This is a genomic window from Pseudomonas sp. C2B4, assembly GCF_013359695.1.
In the GTDB taxonomy this organism is placed as follows: Bacteria; Pseudomonadota; Gammaproteobacteria; order Pseudomonadales; family Pseudomonadaceae; genus Aquipseudomonas.
This window is the reverse complement of sequence record NZ_JABFMU010000034.1, coordinates 1-18,576: the sequence shown is the minus strand read 5'-3', so window position 1 is coordinate 18,576 and position 18,576 is coordinate 1. Positions and strand designations below refer to the sequence as shown.

At 58.6% G+C, this 18,576-nt stretch carries 21 protein-coding genes; 9 read left to right on the top strand and 12 right to left on the bottom strand.

What is annotated here, in order from left to right; genetic code table 11:
* Positions 1-202: 202 nt before the first annotated feature.
* Positions 203-409, top strand: coding sequence for an AlpA family transcriptional regulator (locus tag HNQ83_RS20080; RefSeq protein WP_175390540.1), 207 nt, complete (start codon positions 203-205; stop codon positions 407-409).
* Between the two features lie 6 nt (positions 410-415).
* Here the strand turns inward: HNQ83_RS20080 and HNQ83_RS20075 are convergent, their stop codons facing one another.
* Positions 416-1,633 carry an integrase family protein gene (locus HNQ83_RS20075; protein ID WP_175390539.1) on the bottom strand — a complete coding sequence of 406 codons (1,218 nt, stop codon included), beginning with the start codon at positions 1,631-1,633 and terminating at the stop codon, positions 416-418.
* 556 nt (positions 1,634-2,189) lie between these two features.
* On the opposite strand from HNQ83_RS20075, the gene HNQ83_RS20070 reads away from it, so the two are divergent.
* The 4 genes from HNQ83_RS20070 (at position 2,190) to HNQ83_RS20055 (ending at position 4,602) form a co-directional block, all read left to right on the top strand.
* Positions 2,190-2,369, top strand: coding sequence for a type II toxin-antitoxin system HicA family toxin (locus tag HNQ83_RS20070; protein ID WP_175390538.1), 180 nt, complete (start codon positions 2,190-2,192; stop codon positions 2,367-2,369).
* A gap of 37 nt (positions 2,370-2,406) precedes the next feature.
* A complete protein-coding gene (locus HNQ83_RS20065) occupies positions 2,407-2,814 on the top strand; it encodes a type II toxin-antitoxin system HicB family antitoxin (RefSeq protein WP_175390537.1) in 408 nt (135 codons plus the stop codon).
* Positions 2,815-3,185: 371 nt separating this feature from the next.
* Positions 3,186-3,623 carry a hypothetical protein gene (locus tag HNQ83_RS20060; RefSeq protein WP_175390536.1) on the top strand — a complete coding sequence of 146 codons (438 nt, stop codon included), beginning with the start codon at positions 3,186-3,188 and terminating at the stop codon, positions 3,621-3,623.
* 250 nt (positions 3,624-3,873) lie between these two features.
* Positions 3,874-4,602, top strand: a complete 729-nt coding sequence (locus HNQ83_RS20055) for a bifunctional 2-polyprenyl-6-hydroxyphenol methylase/3-demethylubiquinol 3-O-methyltransferase UbiG (protein ID WP_175390535.1) — start codon at positions 3,874-3,876, stop codon at positions 4,600-4,602.
* 272 nt (positions 4,603-4,874) lie between these two features.
* Here the strand turns inward: HNQ83_RS20055 and tam are convergent, their stop codons facing one another.
* Entirely contained in the window at positions 4,875-5,645 is a 771-nt protein-coding gene (tam, locus tag HNQ83_RS20050) for a trans-aconitate 2-methyltransferase (protein ID WP_175390534.1), read from the bottom strand.
* 142 nt (positions 5,646-5,787) lie between these two features.
* On the opposite strand from tam, the gene HNQ83_RS20045 reads away from it, so the two are divergent.
* On the top strand, positions 5,788-6,198 hold the full coding sequence (locus tag HNQ83_RS20045) for a low affinity iron permease family protein (protein WP_175390533.1): 411 nt from the start codon (positions 5,788-5,790) through the stop codon (positions 6,196-6,198).
* Positions 6,199-6,243: 45 nt separating this feature from the next.
* Here HNQ83_RS20045 and HNQ83_RS20040 read toward each other — a convergent pair whose 3' ends face one another.
* The 8 genes from HNQ83_RS20040 to HNQ83_RS20005 form a co-directional block, all read right to left on the bottom strand.
* Entirely contained in the window at positions 6,244-6,747 is a 504-nt protein-coding gene (locus tag HNQ83_RS20040) for a DUF4142 domain-containing protein (RefSeq protein WP_175390532.1), read from the bottom strand.
* Between the two features lie 72 nt (positions 6,748-6,819).
* On the bottom strand, positions 6,820-6,987 hold the full coding sequence (locus tag HNQ83_RS20035) for a KGG domain-containing protein (protein WP_095195453.1): 168 nt from the start codon (positions 6,985-6,987) through the stop codon (positions 6,820-6,822).
* Positions 6,988-7,104: 117 nt separating this feature from the next.
* Positions 7,105-8,451, bottom strand: coding sequence for a bifunctional diguanylate cyclase/phosphodiesterase (locus HNQ83_RS20030; RefSeq protein WP_175390531.1), 1,347 nt, complete (start codon positions 8,449-8,451; stop codon positions 7,105-7,107).
* Positions 8,452-8,538: 87 nt separating this feature from the next.
* Positions 8,539-9,177 (bottom strand): LysE family translocator, encoded by a 639-nt coding sequence (locus tag HNQ83_RS20025; RefSeq protein ID WP_175390530.1) that lies wholly within the window; start codon positions 9,175-9,177, stop codon positions 8,539-8,541.
* Between the two features lie 403 nt (positions 9,178-9,580).
* Complete coding sequence (locus HNQ83_RS20020; protein WP_175390529.1) at positions 9,581-10,912, bottom strand: MFS transporter; 1,332 nt, start codon at positions 10,910-10,912, stop codon at positions 9,581-9,583.
* Positions 10,913-11,098: 186 nt separating this feature from the next.
* Positions 11,099-12,025 carry a hydroxymethylglutaryl-CoA lyase gene (locus tag HNQ83_RS20015; RefSeq protein WP_175390528.1) on the bottom strand — a complete coding sequence of 309 codons (927 nt, stop codon included), beginning with the start codon at positions 12,023-12,025 and terminating at the stop codon, positions 11,099-11,101.
* Positions 12,022-13,215, bottom strand: coding sequence for a CaiB/BaiF CoA-transferase family protein (locus tag HNQ83_RS20010; RefSeq protein ID WP_175390527.1), 1,194 nt, complete (start codon positions 13,213-13,215; stop codon positions 12,022-12,024). Before HNQ83_RS20010 ends, HNQ83_RS20015 begins: the two co-directional genes overlap by 4 nt.
* Before the next feature lie 227 nt (positions 13,216-13,442).
* Positions 13,443-14,351: a LysR family transcriptional regulator gene (locus HNQ83_RS20005; protein ID WP_175390526.1), complete on the bottom strand. Its 909-nt coding sequence runs from the start codon at positions 14,349-14,351 to the stop codon at positions 13,443-13,445.
* A gap of 141 nt (positions 14,352-14,492) precedes the next feature.
* Between HNQ83_RS20005 and HNQ83_RS20000 the strand changes: the two genes are divergently transcribed.
* Positions 14,493-15,512: a DUF4917 family protein gene (locus tag HNQ83_RS20000; RefSeq protein ID WP_175390525.1), complete on the top strand. Its 1,020-nt coding sequence runs from the start codon at positions 14,493-14,495 to the stop codon at positions 15,510-15,512.
* A 99-nt stretch (positions 15,513-15,611) separates the two neighbouring features.
* On the opposite strand, the gene HNQ83_RS19995 is transcribed toward HNQ83_RS20000, so the two are convergent.
* Positions 15,612-16,154 carry a helix-turn-helix domain-containing protein gene (locus tag HNQ83_RS19995; RefSeq protein ID WP_175390524.1) on the bottom strand — a complete coding sequence of 181 codons (543 nt, stop codon included), beginning with the start codon at positions 16,152-16,154 and terminating at the stop codon, positions 15,612-15,614.
* 111 nt (positions 16,155-16,265) lie between these two features.
* Here HNQ83_RS19995 and HNQ83_RS19990 point away from each other — a divergent pair, with 111 nt between their 5' ends.
* Entirely contained in the window at positions 16,266-17,048 is a 783-nt protein-coding gene (locus HNQ83_RS19990) for an aldolase (RefSeq protein WP_175390523.1), read from the top strand.
* Between the two features lie 29 nt (positions 17,049-17,077).
* Complete coding sequence (locus HNQ83_RS19985) at positions 17,078-17,965, top strand: dihydrodipicolinate synthase family protein (RefSeq protein WP_175390522.1); 888 nt, start codon at positions 17,078-17,080, stop codon at positions 17,963-17,965.
* Between the two features lie 130 nt (positions 17,966-18,095).
* On the opposite strand, the gene HNQ83_RS19980 is transcribed toward HNQ83_RS19985, so the two are convergent.
* Entirely contained in the window at positions 18,096-18,440 is a 345-nt protein-coding gene (locus tag HNQ83_RS19980; protein WP_175390521.1) for a YegP family protein, read from the bottom strand.
* Between the last annotated feature and the right edge of the window lie 136 nt (positions 18,441-18,576).

Genomic DNA, 18,576 nt, shown 5'->3' with positions numbered 1-18,576 from the left:
GGCTGCCTTTATGGCAGATAGGGTTGCTGCTCGAGCAGCCCGGGAGAAACGTTATGCACGCTGAGGTGAAGCCGTGAGCATTAAAGCAATAGCACTTGGTTTCTTTGCCGGTATTGGTTTTTTGGCCTCACAAGAGTTGTGGTGGGCAATCACTGGATTGGTGGGGCTTTGTCATGGTTGACCTGATTAATGAGGCGACCTCATGACAAAAAAACTCGATCGCTTCCTACGAGAAAGAGACGTTCTGGAAGCAACATCTTTCTCCCATGCGACGTTATGGCGGGAGATCAAGCGAGGCCGCTTCCCAAAACCAGTAAACATCTCTGCTGGTCGAGTTGGCTGGCGGGAGTCCGCCATCACCGATTGGCAAACCAACCCCAACCAATGGAAATCCACCGAGGCCGCGTAAGCGGCCTCACTTATTCTTGGTCGGTGCATCGAGCACGTTCTTTTGGAGCCACGTCGACCATCGCAGCAAGCCGGCTTTCTTCTCCTTGAAGTAGTCGTAACGGTCGTAGTGTTTCGACGATACGTCGTTAAAGGCATGCCCCTGAATCCTGTCCCGTAACTCTTTGCTCATTCCGGCAACGCCCATCAGGGTTTTGCAGGTACGTCGAATGTCCCGCAACGTAAATGGTCCGTTGAATTCTTTCTTGTGCCGGCTATAGAGTTTTGTGACCGCTCGCGACAGTGATTGAGTGTGCAAACCCTTACCCTCGGCCTTGCCTTCGAACGGGAATGCACTGTTTTCGTTAACCTCGTTCATCGTTTTCAGGCACTGGCGCATCAACTTGTTGTATGGCACTACATGGAGCGACCTCTCACCATCAATGCCCCTACCCTTCTTGTTGCGGATGATTAGGTGATCATCGAAGTATTGCCCACGCTCTGTCGCCAGCACTTGTTCTGGACGCTGGCCACCGGATGCGATTAAGAACTTCAGGAGTTCGGACGTCACCAGACTCAAATGCTCAGGCAACATCTGCCAGAGCGTTGCCAATTCATCAGGGGAAAGTGCTCGATCTCCCGGCTGCTCCCAGTCGCCCTGGACAGGAACACTGGCAACCGGATTGCTGATCAGGCCAAACTTCACCTTCACATCCAGATAACTGCGCGGGTTAAATTCCTGCTCCAACCCCATCTGAAATGCTGCGTGCAACTGTGACCGAACACGGTTGCAGTAGGTCGTGATGCCGTCGTTGATCATCTTGGCGATGATGTTACGGACTTCGGCTGGACCAACTAACGAGGCAGGACGCCTCACCAAGTCCGGGAAAGACTTGCTGACGTAGTGATTCAGTGACCACTTCACATCGCTGGCTGACGCGGCCTGCTCGGTTTCGAGCTTGTTGACGTAGGAGTCAATCAGATCCTGGAGTGTCCCAGGGGAAAGCTTGATCTCTTTTTCGCCCCGGGATTTTTCTCGCGCCGTCGTGAGCTTCATGTCGGGCCAGCTGCCGAGCTTGGACATCACTTTTCTACCGCCAACATGCCGCTGGAAGTAAAACTCCTTTGTCCCGTTTGGCCGGACCTTGAGCACCAGGACACCTTCGCCCCGAGCGGTGCGCCCGTCCGACATCACATAGTCCTTTTCCTTGGGCTTGAGGGCCTGAATCTGCTTTTCCGTGAGCATTGGTGACAGTTCCTGGTGACAGTTGGCCTGAACTAAGGTGAGACCGCGTGAGACAAGCGGATCTGCACCACCTTTCCGAGAGCCGCGATTCTACTGAGCTACAGACCCTAATTGATATCCCATGTGATGACCTGATATAGCAGGCGTAATAGATTCCCAAGCTGATAACGAGGGTTCGATTCCCTTCACCCGCTCCAATCGAATTTCGGTCTCACGTTGGTTTTCGACGGGGGATGCAGGTAAAGAAAAAACCGGCCTTGATGGCCGGTTTTTTTGTGTCTGGGGTTTGTCTCCTGATAGCTACCTGAAGCGCCTGCCAATGCGCGAAAGGGTTGGTCATCTTCGGCCGGGATTTGAGCGGGCGACCCTTTCGGTAAAACCTCGCAATACACAAAGCACCTCAGTTCAGCCCTGCGTGAAGCCATCGCTGTAGCGCCCTCTAGACTCGATCCCTACCACCCTATGTCATCTAAGCCAGGACGGCTTTGGTGGTTATAGTGTTGATTCATAAAATTCAGTAGGTATAGTAACCACAAGCACACCACAAGGAGGTGATGTGAATAGCCGATTCTTGATAAGCCAACTCATTGCGGACGGCTGGTATCTGGTGCGAATCAGAGGCAGCCATCATCACTTCAAGCATCCAACGAAGCCGGGGCTGGTGACAGTTCCCCATCCAAAGAAGGATCTGATCAAGAAAACGGCCATCAGTATTTTGCAACAGGCGCTGCTCTAACGAGCCTGATGCGCCCAGTCCTGGGAGGACAATGAACATGCTTTACCCAATTGCGATTTCAATGGGCGATGACGAACACGCCTGGGGCGTGGAGATCCCCGACATTCCGGGATGCTTTTCCGCTGGCGAAGATCTGGATGACGCGATGGCCATGGCCCGGGAAGCCATTGAAGGCCATTTCGAGATTCTGGCCGAAGACGGGTCGCCCATTCCGCCCGCGAATAAGGTGACTTTGCACGCAGCCAACCCAAAATACGCGGGGTGTGCGTGGGCCTTGGTGGACATTGACGTGACCAAATATCTGGGCAAGGCCCAGAAGCTGAACATCACACTGCCTGGCTACCTGCTTAACCGTATCGACGAGTACGTGCTGCACCACCCGGAGGAGAAAAGCCGTTCAGGCTTTCTCGCCTCGGCAGCATTGAAGGTGTTGCAGCAGGGCTGATGACATTTAAGGTGACGAATCAACCGGCCCGAGTGGCCGGTTTTTTGTGGTTGGGATTCAACCCAAAAACACCCGTGACACATTCAACCAATGCTTAATCACTCGCTCTCCACTTTCGACCTTATTTAGCAAATCCAAACTTTATCGCGCCAGCCGGCCAAACTAGTGCACCACTGCTTTTAGACTACTTACTCAATAAAGCTTGCACAAACCTGTAGGACTCTTTCACCTTTTCTTTCAGATGCCTCCTTATCATTTGCAGGACCGTTCCTATCCTTTCTTCACCTTTAAAGTTAGTACCATCTCACGGCAACAAAAATGGCCAAAACAAACAAACCTGATGTTTCCGTTGAGAAAGAGTGAGATTAAACATGGATAAGATTTTCAAATTTGCAACCCTTGGACTCGTCATTGCAATCTCCAGCGGCTGCGTGAGCTACAACGCCAGCCAGCCTTCGTCTCCGATCGAAAGCGCAGTAAAAACCGATTTGAAAGCTGATGTAACTGTCGGTGAGGAAATCACCGGTAAATCGGCAGTTAACATCCTGTTTGGCGTTCTGAAAATTGGTGGCGACAACCAGTTCGTTGATGGCGTTTCCTACGGTGGCGACAGCGGCGGTGGCCTGAGTGGCTTGCTGGACCCGGTTGCCGCAGTGAAGTCCGCAGCCGCCTATAAAGCCGTCAAATCGTCGGGCGCTGACCTGATTATCGCCCCTCGCTATGAAGTTACTCAAAAAGACTACTTCATCTTCAAGCAAGTTGACGTCACTGTAAAAGGCAACAAAGGTAACATCCGAAGCATTCGTTAATGCTTGAGTCGATAGGGTCAAGGCCCTATCGACCAACTTTGTACCTGGATGCCAGATACAAGCGAACCCCATCCTTTACACATGGCATCGCAGACGAAGTACAGTTTTCAGCATTCTTCGTTTCAATGAGCAGTATTGCCATGGATTGGCACCTGAACTGCGAGTCCCGACGTCTCGAACCTCAATCCCTGTTGCCGACTCAGTCCGGTACTATGTTCGGAACTTCTTTTTCCGGGACATGGACTTCGTCATGACTCAAAACATCTACGACGACCCCGACTTTTTCTTGGGCTACAGCCAGATGGCCCGCTCTATCAACGGCCTCGATGCCGCGCCGGAATGGCCCGCGCTGAAAACAATGTTGCCGCCGATGCAAGGCTTGGCGGTGGTGGATCTTGGTTGCGGCTACGGTTGGTTTTGCCGTTGGGCCAGTGAACAAGGCGCCCACAGCGTGCTCGGCCTCGATGTATCGGAAAAAATGCTTGAACAGGCGCGCACCACAACGTCCGCCCCCCACATCCGCTACGAACGCGCCGACCTGGAACACCTCGATCTACCAGCCGCCCGTTTCGATCTGGCCTACAGTTCCCTCGCCCTGCACTACATCAAGGACTTGCCGGGACTGTTCGCCAATATTCATGCAGCGCTTAAACCCGGCGCGTATTTCGTTTTTTCCATCGAACACCCGATTTTCATGGCACCGCGCAACCCCGGATGGATCACCGATGCCGAGGGCCGAAAAAGCTGGCCCGTGGATAGCTATCAACTGGAAGGCGAGCGCGTAACCAACTGGCTGGCGGACGGCGTGATCAAGCAGCACCGTACCCTTGGCACGTTGCTCAACACCCTGATTGCAGCGGGTTTCAGTATCCAGCATGTCAATGAATGGGGGCCCACCGATGCCCAGGTCGCGGCCCAACCGGCACTGGCCGAAGAACGGGAGCGACCGATGATGATGCTGGTCAGCGTTCAACGCTGAGTGTTTCTGGCAGCCACTCGTATCGTTTGCGTATAGATCCACGCGCCCCCGTAAAGAAGCCGTAGCGCTGCGATAAGCCAAAAGAAAGATCCCTTATTCTCCCTGCTCACCGTTCGCCAAGAGGTCAGCATGGACAGTTCAGAGTTGGGGATCATTATCATTTCAATGATTGGGTTGTTCGGCTTTGCTTCATTTATTTTTGAGTACTTGAGTGCCAGGCGCGCAAAGAAAAGGGGCGGATGACACGATCGTCATCCGCCCCTTTTTTCGCATCAGCGAGTCGCCACCAGAAACAATCGCGGAAACGGCAATAACACCGAACCATCGGCCAGCGCCGGATAGGCCTGTTCGATGGCCGCCAGATACCGCTTCAGATACGCCGCCCGTTCCGTTTCATCCAGTGGATCGAGAAACGGCCGCAGACCGCTGCCCTTGAACCACTCGACCACACCCGATGCACCACCCGCCAGCGGATGATGGTAGGTGGTGCGCCACACATCGACACGGGAGCAGCAGGCTTTCAGGATTGAGTAATAGCCGCCGGCATCGGCCATTTCGGTGCGTTGCCCGGCGGCGCCGGCCAGTTTGCCCGCCCAGGGACCGTTAGCTGCAACTTCACGCATCAACCGGTGCGAAGGCTCATTCAGGTTGTCCGGCATCTGAATCGCCAGACTGCCACCGGGAGCAAGCTTGCCAACCAGCGAAGGCAACAACGTGGCGTGATCGGGCACCCACTGCAACACGGCGTTGGCAAAAATCACATCGAAAGGCCCCTTGTCATTCCAGGTGTCGATGTCCGCGATATCGAACTGCACCTGCGGCAAGCGCTTGCGCGCGGCTTCGATCATGTCGGCCGAACTGTCCAGCCCGCGCACCGCGGCGCCGGCAAAGCGCTCCACCAGCAACTCGGTTGAATTGCCGGGACCGCATCCGATGTCGACGGCCGAACGCACCTCCCCTGCGGGAATCGCCGCCAGCAGGTCACGGGCGGGACGTGTGCGTTCATCTTCAAAAGCGACGTATTGTTTGGCGGACCAACTCATTGCGTTCTCCTGTCGTGGATGCCAACGCATCTTAACCCATGGCCACCCCGGGCTTTTCCCGGAGAATGAGTAAATGTAAGTAGAATTTTCAACGTGCCGTCACTGTCTGAAATTCAGGCGCCCTCTCAAAAGGAAAACGGCCATGAAATTCGCAAACATCGCACAAAAACTTGCCCTATGGGCCGGCAGCCCCAAGACGTTCCTGGGAGCAATCCTGCTGATTTTCCTGTGGGGGTTGAGCGGGCCGATCTTTCAGTTCAATGACACCTGGCAACTGATCATCAATACCTCGACCACCATCATCACCTTCCTGATGGTGTTCCTGATCCAGAACACGCAGAACCGCGATACCGACATTTTGCATTTGAAAGTCGATGAGTTGCTGCGGGTGACCAAGGACGCGCAGAACGCCATGCTCGGACTCGAGGCGCTGGACCTCAAGGAACTGGAGGCGCTGAGAAAGCACTATCGCAGCCTGGGCGAGGGACAGACCATTTCCATTGACGGCACGGTCGTTGAGGAGAAAGGCAAGCAGGATTTGAATGAGTGCTGATGAGCAATGCGCGGGTGGCCGAAGGTCACCCGCACAGGCGAATGGCTAGCGGCTGGCCTGCAGGGCTCTGGCCATTTGCAGGTGAGTCTGCAGCTTGGGCAAGGTTTCTTCGGCGAATGCCTTGATTTCCGGTACGTCGGTGGTTTGCGCCGTTTGTTCGAGCTGCTCGATGGCTTCCTGAGTGGTTTTCACCTGACTGGCCGCGTAGGCTTCATCAAAGTTCGTCCCTTCCATGACTTCGGGCATCAAGGCCTTGGCCTTATTCACCACCTCTTCGCGCGGTGCCACCGGCAAGTCCAGCTGTTTGGCAATTTTCGCCAGGTGCTGGTTGGCGGTGGTGCGGTCGTTGATCACTACGATGGTGTAGTCCTTGATCTCTTTGGACTCGGTTTTCTGATGCGCCAGGCGGCTGGCTTCGATGTCGGCGATACCTTTGGCCGAGGCATCGTTGATGAATTCTGTAGGCGTCTGGGCGAAGGCACTGCTCGCAAACAGGCCCAGTAAAGTGACAAAAACGCTGTTGCGAAAACGGGTGGCCATCCGGTTCATGGTCGCGCCCTCCTTTAAAAATTCAAACGGGAGCTTTCGCCCCCGCTTCTCAATCAAAACCACCTTCATCCACTAGCGGGATTTTTGCCCGCCTTGTCCGCCTTTACGGCCCATGTCGGGTTTCGCAGGCTCTTTATCGACCGTTGTAGTGGTGGTTTTCCCACCTTTGCGACCGGCTTCAGACGCCTTGGTTCGATCGTTGGCGAAGTTTCCCGAGTTCGAGTTTCTTGAGTTAGGCATGATTCTCTACCTCTTGGTGATGTTCGCGGCGAGCTTGCGCCCGCATAGAATCTGAATTTGCGCGTGCCAAAAGGTTTAGAAAAATCCGCTCATACCGCGACGAACGGCAGCCGCTTGTCAAACGAGATGCAGGTGCTGCGCGCGCTTGGCGGTGTACATGGCTTCGTCGGCATGCCTGAACAACTGCTTCTCTTCCGTGCCGTGTTCAGGATATTGCGCCACACCAATACTGGGCTGGATGTGCAGGCTGTGCCCGTCCAGGCGTAGCGGCTGGGCCAGGACCTGACGGATCTTCCCGGCCACGCAATCGGCGTCGCCCGAAGCGTGGATGCTGTGCAACAGCACCACGAATTCGTCACCGCCGATGCGCGCCACTGTGTCGGTTTCGCGCACGCAGCCCTTGAGCCGATTGGCGACGGTTTGCAGCAACATGTCCCCCACCGCATGACCGTGGGTGTCGTTGACCTGCTTGAAGCGGTCGAGGTCGACATACAGCAGCGCCATGCGCCCGCCGTCCTGGCGCGCCGCTTCCAGTGCAGCCTTGAGCCGGTCGCGCAGCAGTTCGCGGTTAGGCAGCTGCGTCAACTGGTCGTACTCGGCCATGCGCTGCAACCGTGCGTGCAACTGCTTGCGCTCGATCGCCGTCGCCACCTGGGCACACACATACTGCAACAGCTCTTTGTCCTGCTCGGTGTAGCGTTCGCCGCCGGGAATGCTTTTGACGATCAAGGCGCCAATGGTGCCGTTCTGCGAGTTCAGCGGCACACCCAGCCAGCAGGGAGAATGTTGATCGGTCACCAGGGCTTCGAAGCCCTGGGGAGGCGCCTCCTGGTCCGGGGTCAGCAAGATGGGCTGGCCGCTTCGGATGACCTCGGCACACAGGCGTCCAGTCATGGTGCCGGGCTGCTCGGGTTGCAGTTCGTGATCGTCGACGTGATAGGGAAAATTCAGCTGGGCGCAGTGTTCGTCATACAACGCCACGGAAAAATTCAGCGCCGGCAGCCACTCGCCGATGATCAGATGGACGCGCTTGAACAATGCCAGCAAGTCCTCCGCCGCGTGCGCCGCTTCGGAGATCGCGTACAGCGCCGCCTGTCGGGACTCAGCCTGCTTGCGCTCGGTAATGTCGCGGGCCACGGCGATGCGCAATTGGTCGACCTCCGACCAACGTGCCGACCACAGGATGTGCACTACCCGGCCATCCTTGCACAGGTAACGGTTTTCAAAGTTGAGTTTGGGCTCGCCACCCATGATCTCCCGCGCGGCATCGAGGGTGCGCTGCCGATCGGCCGGGTGCACCAGATCGATCATTTGCCGGCCGATCATCTCGTCGGGGCGGTACCCGAAAATGCGCTCGAAGGCCGCACTGACAAATACGAAGCGACCTTGTTTATCCACCGCACAAACGGCGTCCAGCAAGAGGTCGATGTAGCTCGCCAACGGAGCGGAATTTCTGGTGGTCATGGTGCCGAGAGCGTGTCCTGACGATGCAGCAATAAGAAACCATCCCTGACCGAAATGTACGCCACTGATGCAATCCCGCGATCAGCGTCAAGCCTTGTTCGTTACCAGCCCCGGCAAGGCATGTGCCAGGGCGTTGATGGCGAAACCGATGAACATCACCCCGCACAGCCGGGTAATCGCCAGCTCATGGCGTTGATACAAGGTGCGTACCCGGCGCGCGCCGACAATGCCGATGAGGATAGCGTAGGCGATAAGGCCACCGACGAAGCTCAGGAAGATCAGCCACGGTAGCATCGACCAGGTCAGCAACTCGGCCCTGCTCGACAACAATGCCGTAAACGTGGCCACTGCCACCGGGTAAGCCTTCGGATTGGTCAAGCCAAACAGGATGCCATGCCAGAACGGCTGGCGCGCCGGCCCCTGAGGGGCTTCGGCGCTGTTACGACGCGCCCGCACCGCACGCCAGCCGAGCCAGAACAGATACAGACCGCTCAGCACCCCCAGCACATCGAACGCGGTACTGCCGATTTCCCGCGCACCGACAATCGCCACCAACGCCGTGCTGCACCAGATCACATCACCCAGCAAATGCCCGCAGAGAAACCCCGCCCCCGCCCGCCGCCCATGGGCCGCGCCAATGCCGAACACCGCCAGCACGCCAGGCCCCGGGGTAATGCCATAAATGAAACCCGAGGCGAGCACGGCCATCAGCAGCGAGGGGGTCATGGGAAGTCCTTTTGAACTGATTGGTGAATGGCCGCCAGTCTATATCAGGATTTCAGCTGTCGACTGACTGATCGTCGAAGAACTTCATCAGCGACTTGGGCTGCGAATATCGAGGAACAGGGGAAAGCTACTGCCAGGGACCCGGCAGTGGAAGGGAGGCACCCGCGTCAGTGATAGCGGATTGAGAGATTGGCCAATACTGCGATAGCGACTGTCAGTCAGTCTTCGCGAGCAGGCTCGCTCCCACAGGGGATCTTCAGTGGGTCATAGATCCAATGTGGGAGCAAGCCTGCTCGCGTAAGCAATCTATCTGACGTCGCAGATTTCAGTATTTGATCGCAGCCTTCGCCAGTCCCAGCCCGGATGCGTGGTCCGAACAGAAACCGGCGTAGCCTGCGAATCGTTAAAACTTATCCAGCGTACGCAACTTCTGCGGCAGCCCCCACAGCAGCAGCGCAACGGCAATCAACGCACAGACACCGATGACATACAGCGCCGGCGTGGTGCTGCCGGTGAGGTCCTTGATCCGTCCGACCATGACCGGGCTGACAATGCCGCCGAACTGACCCAGGGTGTTGATCACCGCGATCCCGCCCGCCGCCCCGGCGCCAGCACCGGCCAGCAATTTCGGCGGCAAGGTCCAGAAGCTCGGAATCGAAGCGATGATGCCGGCGCCGAGCAGGCCCAGCGCGATGATCAGGAAGGTTGTGTGATTGGCGAAGATCCCCGCGCTGAAGAAACCGATCGCGCCGACGGCAACCAACCCTGCAACAAACTTGCGTCGTTCGCCGGAGGCATCCGACAGGCGCCCTATCACCACCATGCTGATGGCACCACAGATGTACGGGATGGCCGTCAGCAGACCGATCATCACCGGGCTTTCCGTACCGGCGCTGCGGATCAGTTGCGGTGCCCAGAAGTTCAGGCCGTAGGACGCCACCTGAATCAGGAAGTAGATCAGGCCCAGGGTCAGGAACCCCGGAATCTTCAGCGCCGCGAGCAGCGAGCCGCCACTTTTGTGCGGTTCATGGTGAGCGATGCGACTGGCCAGCAGCGTCTTTTCGGAGGCCGTCAGCCAATGGGCGTCTTCGATGCGGTCCTTGAGCAGGGTCAGCACCAGCAAACCGAGGCCGATGCACGGCACGCCGCCAAGCAGGAACAACCAGTGCCAGCCACGCATATCGAGGAAGCCGTCGAGATGTTGCAGCACCAATCCGGAGAACGGTGCGCCTACCAGGCCGGCAAAGGCCGACGACAGGAACAGCATCGAGGTGATGCGTCCACGATAGTGCTGCGGGAACCATAGCGTCAGGTAATACAGCACGCCCGGCGCAAAACCCGCCTCCATCGCACCGATCAGGAAGCGCAGCACATAGAACTGCCATTCGCTGTTGACGAAGACCATGAGCGCGGTGGCCAGTCCCCAGGACATCATGATCCGGGCGATCCAGCGACGGGCGCCGACCTTGTACAGCATCATGTTGCTGGGCACTTCGAAAATCACGTAACCGACCACGAACAACCCGGCACCGAGGCCGTAGGCGGTGTCGCTCAGGCTCAGGTCGGCCTGTAACTGGAACTTGGCGAAGCTGATGTTGATGCGGTCGAAGAAGGCGAACAGGTAGCAGACCATGATCAACGGCATCAACCGCCAGGCGACCTTGCTGACCAGGGCTTTTTCTTCGTCGTGGCTAACGGCCGGGCTCGCGCCGGCCTCCAATGCATTAAGGCTCATTGCGTTTCTCCAGGCGGACTTTCCGTAGGTGTCCGATTGTTTTTGTTGTCTGGTTAAGGTGGTCGCTGTGGAAGCTTTTACTGTGGGAGCGAGCCTGCTCGCGAAGACGGTCTGACATTCAATGATGATGTCGACTGATACTCCGCTTTCGCGAGCAGGCTCGCTCCCAAAGGGTCTTGGGTTGTGTCAGGAAGGCACGGGGTGCAGGTCGCAATTGCGGCCGGCCTTGGCCAGTTGACCGGGCACTTCGTGGCCGAGCAGCGCCGGAAGACCTCGGGACAATTTCAGCAAAAGCGGCAAATCGATGCCGGTGTGAATACCGATTTCATCGCACAGGTTGACCAGATCTTCGGTGCAGATGTTGCCCGAGGCTCCCGGCGCAAACGGGCAGCCACCGAGCCCGCCCAGTGCCGCGTCGAAGCGTCGGGCGCCGGCCTCGTAGGCCGCCAGCACGTTGCACAGGCCCAGGCCGCGGGTGTTGTGGAAATGCAGGGTCAGGTCCGCCGGCGATACCCGTTGCAAGACCCGCCGCACCAGTCGATCCACCTGACGCGGGTTGGCCATGCCGGTGGTGTCGGCCAGGGTGATGCCCTGGATGCCAAGCTCCTGATAGGCCTCGACGATCTGCAGCACCCGGTCTTCATCGATCTTGCCCTCGAACGGGCAACCGAAGGTGGTGGCGATGCTGGCGTTGAGTCGCACCGGCGAGCCGCCCACAAACTGGACGATCTCGCCGAACGCGGCCAGCGAGTCTTCACAGCGCATGCGCATGTTCGCCAGGTTGTGGGTCTGGCTGGCGGACATCACCAGGTTCAGCTCATCGGCGTTGCAGGCCAGCGCCCGTTGCGCGCCCTTGAGGTTGGGGATCAGCGCGACATAGATCACCCCCGGTTGGCGGGTGATGCCCTTGAACACCAACTCGCCATCGCGCAGGGCGGGAATGGCCTTGGGCGACACGAACGAACCGCCTTCGATACGACTGAATCCCGCCAGCGACAACTGATCGATCAGGGCGATCTTGTCGACGGTTTCGACCCAGGTCGGCTCGATCTGCAAGCCATCACGCGGGGAGACTTCCTGAACGATCAGGCGGTCGGAATAATCAGTGATCATTGCACCACTCCTTCGATTTTCAGGCGCTCGATGTCGGCCGGCGTCAGGCCAAGCTGCGCGAGGATGCCGTCGGTGTGCTGGCCCAGTCCGGGACCCGACCAGTTCACGCCACCGGGGGTTTCCGAGAGTTTCGGTACGATGCCCGGCATTTTCACCGTGGCGCCGCCCGGCAGCTCGGCGTTGAGCAGCATGTCCCGCGCCTGATAGTGCGGGTCGGCCACGATGTCGACCACCGAATAGATGCGCCCGGCCGGGACTTCCGCGGCTTCCAGCGCCGCCAGTACGTCGTCGATCGGCAGGCTGCTGGTCCAGTGAGTGATGGCCGCATCGAGCAGATTGCTCTTGGCTGCACGCCCGTCGTTATGGGCGAACTCGGGATCTTCGGCCAAGTCTACGCGGCCGATGGTGTGCATCAGGCGACGGTAAATCGGGTCGCTGTTGCCGGCGATGACCACGTAAGCGCCATCAGCCGTGAGGTACGTATTGGAGGGCGCGATGCCCGGCAACGCGCCGCCGCTGCGCTCACGCACATGGCCGAGCATGTCGTATTCCGGCACCAGGCTTTCCATGACGTTGAACACGCTTTCGGCCAGGGACACATCGACGATTTGCCCGCCGCCCTGCCCGGTCTTGACCCGCAGCAGCGACATCAACGCACCGATTACCGCGTGCAGCGACGCCAGCGAGTCGCCGAGGCTGACGCCCACCCGTGCCGGCGGCGAACCCGGTGTGCCAGTGGTGTAGCGGATGCCGCCCATGGCCTCGCCAATGGCACCGAACCCCGGACGATCACGGTATGGGCCGGTCTGGCCGTAGCCAGAAATGCGCACCAGGGTCAGGTTGGGATTGAGCGCGTGCAGCACGTCCCAGCCCAGGCCGAGTTTTTCCAGCGCGCCGGGGCGCAGGTTTTCGATCAATACGTCGGCGCTGGTTGCCAGTTGCTTGACCAGTTCGATGCCTTCGGCGGATTTGAGGTTCAGTGCCAGGGACTTCTTGTTGCGCGATTGCAGGTACCACCACAACGAGGTGCCTTCATGGAGCTTGCGCCACTTGCGCAGGGGATCGCCCTGGCCCATGGCTTCGATCTTGATCACCTCGGCGCCGAACTCGGCCAGCATGCGCGCGGCGAACGGCGCGGCGATCAGCGTGCCGATCTCGATCACTTTGATTGCACTCAGGGGGGCAGTCATCGCGGGGTACCTCTTGTTCTTGGAATATGTGGCCAAGGCTAGAGGACCGGGGGCTTGGGAATCCAACCTTCAGTTGGCAACGGGCGTTCGCGAAATGCGAACGCTCTGTCGGGATATCGCCGCGACCTCAGGTATGCCTTCGCGAGCAGGCTCGCTCCCACATTTGAAATGCATTCCCCCGTGGGAGCGAGCCTGCTCGCGAAGAGGCCCGCCCTGAGTGCAAAACCTCAACCTTGCCCCCGCAAATGCTCAAACAACATCCGGCTCACCGGCGACAGCAACGCTTCATCGCGCACCACCAGAATCAACGCCCGATCCGACCAGTCATCGGTCAGCGGCACCGCATGCAAACCCAAGGCCCGGCCAAACAATTCGTAGGCCCGTTGCGGCAGGACGCCAATGCCCATGTTGGCCTGGATCATGCGGCACATGGCATCGAAACCCGGCACATGGATACGAACCCGCAATACCCTGCCCGCTTCACGCGCGGCGGCATGGGTGCGCATATTGATCGAACTGGCCGCATGCAGCCCGACGTAATCGCTGTCCAGCGTATCGGCGAACGCCAGGCTTGAACGACTGGCCAACGGATGATCCGGCAACATCAGGACCATCAGCTTGTCCTGGCGGTAGAGCACGCTGTGCAGGTCCTTGATGTCGCTGTCGATGGAGCAGATCCCAAGGTCAGCCACGCCATCGAGCACCCCTTGAATCACGCCGGCGCTGGGTCGTTCTTCAAGGTCGGTCTTGACTTGGGGATGCTGTTCGGAAAAGTCCCGCAGGTCTTCCGGCAGAAACTGAATGATCGCCGACAGGTTGGCCAGCATCCGCACATAACCGCGTACACCGTGGCTGTGCTCGCCCAGTTCAAGGCCCATTTTCTCCACGTTGAACAACATCTGCCGCGCATGATGCAGCAGCGTTTCGCCGGCCGGCGTCAGCGTCATGCCCTTGGCCTGGCGCACGAACAGACTGATGCCCAGCGCCTCTTCCAGCTCCATCAAGCGCTTGCTCGCCGCCGATACCGCAATCGCCTCACGCGAGGCGGCACGGGTCAGGGTGCCTTCTTCATGGACGGCGACGAACAGTTGCAGGGTGATCAGGTCGAGGCGGCGGATCAGGCTTTTCTGCAGCATCAGGAACTCGGTGATGTCGGCTCAGGCGAAGTCGAAGCATAACGTTCTTCGCCCAAGCCGTGGCGCGCGACGAAAAATCCAGACGCACACCGTGATAAAGTCGCCGCCCATCAGACCTTTTGCTTTGAGACCTTGATCGCAATGACCGATTTCCAGGATGTCGACGCCCACCTTGAAGACTGGACCGCCTTGAGCACCAGCGCTGCGTTCGGCGGCCTGTTGGTGGGCAACGGTGCCAGTCGTGCGGTGTGGGAAGACTTCGGCTACGACTCGCTGTTCGAAAACGCCCGCACGGTGGAAGAAAAGCCCCTGAGCCCATCCGAGTTGAGTGTGTTCGATGCGATGCAGACGCGCAGTTTCGAGCAGGTATTGAGCGCGCTCAAGACCACCAGCCGGGTCAACAAGGCCCTGGCCGTCAGCTCCGCCGCGCCGCGCAATCGTTACTACGCGATCAAGGAAGCCCTGATCAACACCGTGCACGCGGTGCACATCCCGTGGCGGTTGGTTCAAGCGTCAACCCTGGCGACGATCAATCAGGAACTGAGCCGTTACCGCACGGTGTTCACCACCAACTACGACCTGCTCAACCACTGGGCAATCCAGCAACAACCCGAGGCCATCACCGACCTGTTTCAAGGGGCCGAACCCTCTTTCGACCTGAGCGCCACCGCCACCGACAAGACCCGCCTGCTGTACCTGCACGGTGGCCTGCATCTGGTGCGCAATCAGGACGGTACGGCGCGAAAACTGATGTCGACCGAGGGTACGTTGCTGGGCAGTTTCGCGATCAACAACACCATCAAGACCCTCGATGACGTGCCGCTGTTCATCAACGAAGGGCCGAGCGCGGACAAACTCAAGACCATTCGCAGCTCGGATTACCTGTCGTTCTGCTACGACCAGTTGCTCGACCATGGCGACGGCCTGTGCATTTTCGGCCATGCACTGGGCGAGCAGGACAGCCACATCGTTCACGCCTTGCGCCAGGCGAAACCGAAGGTCGTGGCGATCTCGATTTACCCGCGCAGCAAGGCGTTCATCCAGCATCAGAAGCGGCATTACGCGAAGGTGTTCGAGGGGACGGGGGCTGAGTTGCGGTTTTTTGATTCGAAGACGCATGCGCTGGGGAGCCCGAAGCTGTCGGTTCCCGTCGAAGTTTAGTGGTGTTCGAGCTGATGTTTTCGCGAGCAGGCTCGCTCCCACAATGGAATGCATTCCTCCTGTGGGAGCGAGCCTGCTCGCGAAGTTTTTAAGGTCAACTCATTCCTCGGTGCTATGCACCACCACCAGCAACTGCGCCTGCACCTCGCCCACCGAACGGATCCGGTGCGGTTTCTGTGAGTTGAAGTGCAATGCATCGCCACGGTTGAGCAGCACGCGCTCGCTGACGAAATCCACTTCCACCTGCCCCTCGTGGACGAACAGAAACTCCTCGCCCAAGTGCTCCTTGAAAGCTTTGTCGGTGAACTCGGTCGGTGGGTAGATGATGAACGGCAACAGGCTGCGTTCGCTGACCTGGTGGGCCAGCACCGCGTAACCCGGGTTGTTGCCACTGGCGCCCAATGGTTGGCGCTCGTGACTGCGAACCAGGCTATAGCTGTCGAGACTGACCTTGTCCTCGGAAAACAGCTCCTCGACCTTCACATTCAGGGCCTTGGCCAGTTTCAGCGCAGCCGCAATCGACGGCGTGTTCAAGCCGCGCTCGACCTTCGACAGGTAACTCTTGGTCATGCCGGACTTTTCCGCCAAGGCTTCCAATGTCACGCCAAGTTTTTTTCTCAATAATTTCAAACGGATAGACATGTAGAGCGATTAATCCATCAAGGAGGTGACGAATTGTCCTTGCTCATGACACAACGTGTCATATAGCATCTTTCGTGTCATCTGCATGACCCACCCAAAGAGGACACCGATATGGCCAAGACATTAGCACTGCCCAAAGATCAACTGGTCAAGCAAGCGCTGAGCCAGATGCAAAACACCCTCGCGGATAATACGTGGACCGACCGGCAAAAGCTGGCCCTGACCTGCCGCATTCTGTTCGAGAATGGCCATGATTCAGGTCTGGCCGGGCAAATCACCGCCCGAGGCCCGCAGCCTGGCACCTATTACACTCAACAACTGGGCCTGGGTTTCGACGAAATCACCACGAGCAACCTGTTGCTGGTCAACGAAGACCTGGAAGTGCTCGAAGGCCACGGCATGCCGAATCCGGCCAACCGTTTCCATAGCTGGGTGTACCGCGCCCGGCCGGATGTGAACTGCATCATTCACACCCACCCGACCCACGTCGCGGCCTTGTCGATGCTCGAAGTGCCACTGCAGATTTCCCACATGGACCTCTGCCCGCTCTATGAAGACTGCGCCTTTCTTGAAGGCTGGCCAGGTGTGCCTGTGGGTAACGAAGAAGGTGATCTGATTGCCGGGGCCTTGGGCGACAAACGCGCCGTGCTGCTTTCCCACCACGGCCAGTTGTCCACCGGCAGCACCATTGAGGAAGCCTGCGTGATCGCCCAACTGATCGAACGCGCCGCCAAGCTGCAACTGCTGGCGATGAGCGCCGGAACCATCAAACCGATCATTCCCGAGCTGGGCCGCGAAGCCCACGACTGGATCGCCCGGCCCAAGCGTCACGCCGCCGCGTTCAACTACTACGCCCGGCAGAACCTGCGTCAACACGCCGATTGCCTGAACTGAACCCAGCCCTTTTTCAACGGAGAGACACCATGTCCAGCCCCAACATTCACGGCATCATCGGCTACACCATCACCCCATTCTCCGCCAACGGCGAGGGTGTGGACCTCGACGCCCTCGGGCGCTCCATTGACCGCTTGATCGACGGCGGCGTGCATTCCATCGCGCCGCTGGGCAGCACCGGCGAAGGCGCTTACCTGAGCGATGCGGAGTGGGACCAGGTTGCCGAATTCAGCATCAAGCACGTGGCAAAACGGGTGCCGACCATCGTCAGCGTGTCCGACCTGACCACCGCCAAAGCGGTACGCCGCGCCCGTTTCGCCGAAGCTCATGGTGCCGATGTGGTCATGGTGCTGCCGACGTCCTACTGGAAACTCAGCGAAGCGGAAATCCTTGCCCATTACCGCGCCATCGGCGACAGCATCGGCGTGCCGATCATGCTCTACAACAACCCGGCCACCAGCGGCACTGACATGTCGGTGGACCTGATCCTGCGCATCGTCAAGGGCGTGGAAAACGTGACCATGGTCAAGGAGAGCACCGGCGACATCCAGCGCATGCATCAATTGCAGCGTCTGGGCGAAGGTCAGGTGCCGTTCTACAACGGCTGCAACCCACTGGCGCTGGAAGCCTTCGCGGCCGGGGCAAAGGGCTGGTGCACGGCGGCACCGAACCTGATCCCGCAGCTCAATCTGGATCTGTACGAAGCGGTGTTGGCCAACGATCTGGGCAAGGCACGCGAACTGTTCTATCGCCAGTTGCCGCTGCTGGACTTCATCCTCAAGGGCGGCTTGCCGGCGACGATCAAGGCAGGGCTGCGCGAAACCGGGCTGGAGGTGGGTGATCCGCGGTTGCCGGTGTTCCCTTTGGGTGAAGCGGGGGTTGGTCAGTTGCAAGGTTTGTTGAAAGCCCTGCGTTGATCTCAGGCCAGACATAAAACCAATGTGGGAGCGAGCCTGCTCGCGAATACGGTATGACATTCAACAATGATGTCGACTGACACGCCGCCTTCGCGAGCAGGCTCGCTCCCACAGGGGATATGTGTTGAATTCAGAGAACTGGCAAGGTCTTGTCCTTGATCACCTTGGTCGGCCCGTTGGCCTTCACGCTGGCGATGCCTTTTTCCATGGCCGTCGGTGAGGAGTAGGCCTCACTGCTGCCGATGATCTCGTGATTGCCAGCCTTGAGGTTGAAATACGGATGACCGTCCTTGGTGGTTTTTTTCTCGTAGCGCTCATCCAGCGGGCTGTTGGCCTGGACCGACGCAATGCCTTTGTCGGCCGCGGCGCGGGTGGTGTACAGCTCACTGGTCAGAATGGTTTCGGCGTTCGCCGCCTTCAGCACAAACCTGAACTGACCGCTGCTGCTTTTGCTCACTTCATACCATCCAGACATGCTCTTTCTCCTTGGCGAATGAGGGGGGCGCGCTTCAGAGTAAAGACCAGCCTTGGATTTCTGTCGCCTGAACCGGCCCCTTCGCGAGCAGGCTCGCTCCCACAATGGATTGGTGTACGCAAATCCACTGTGGGAG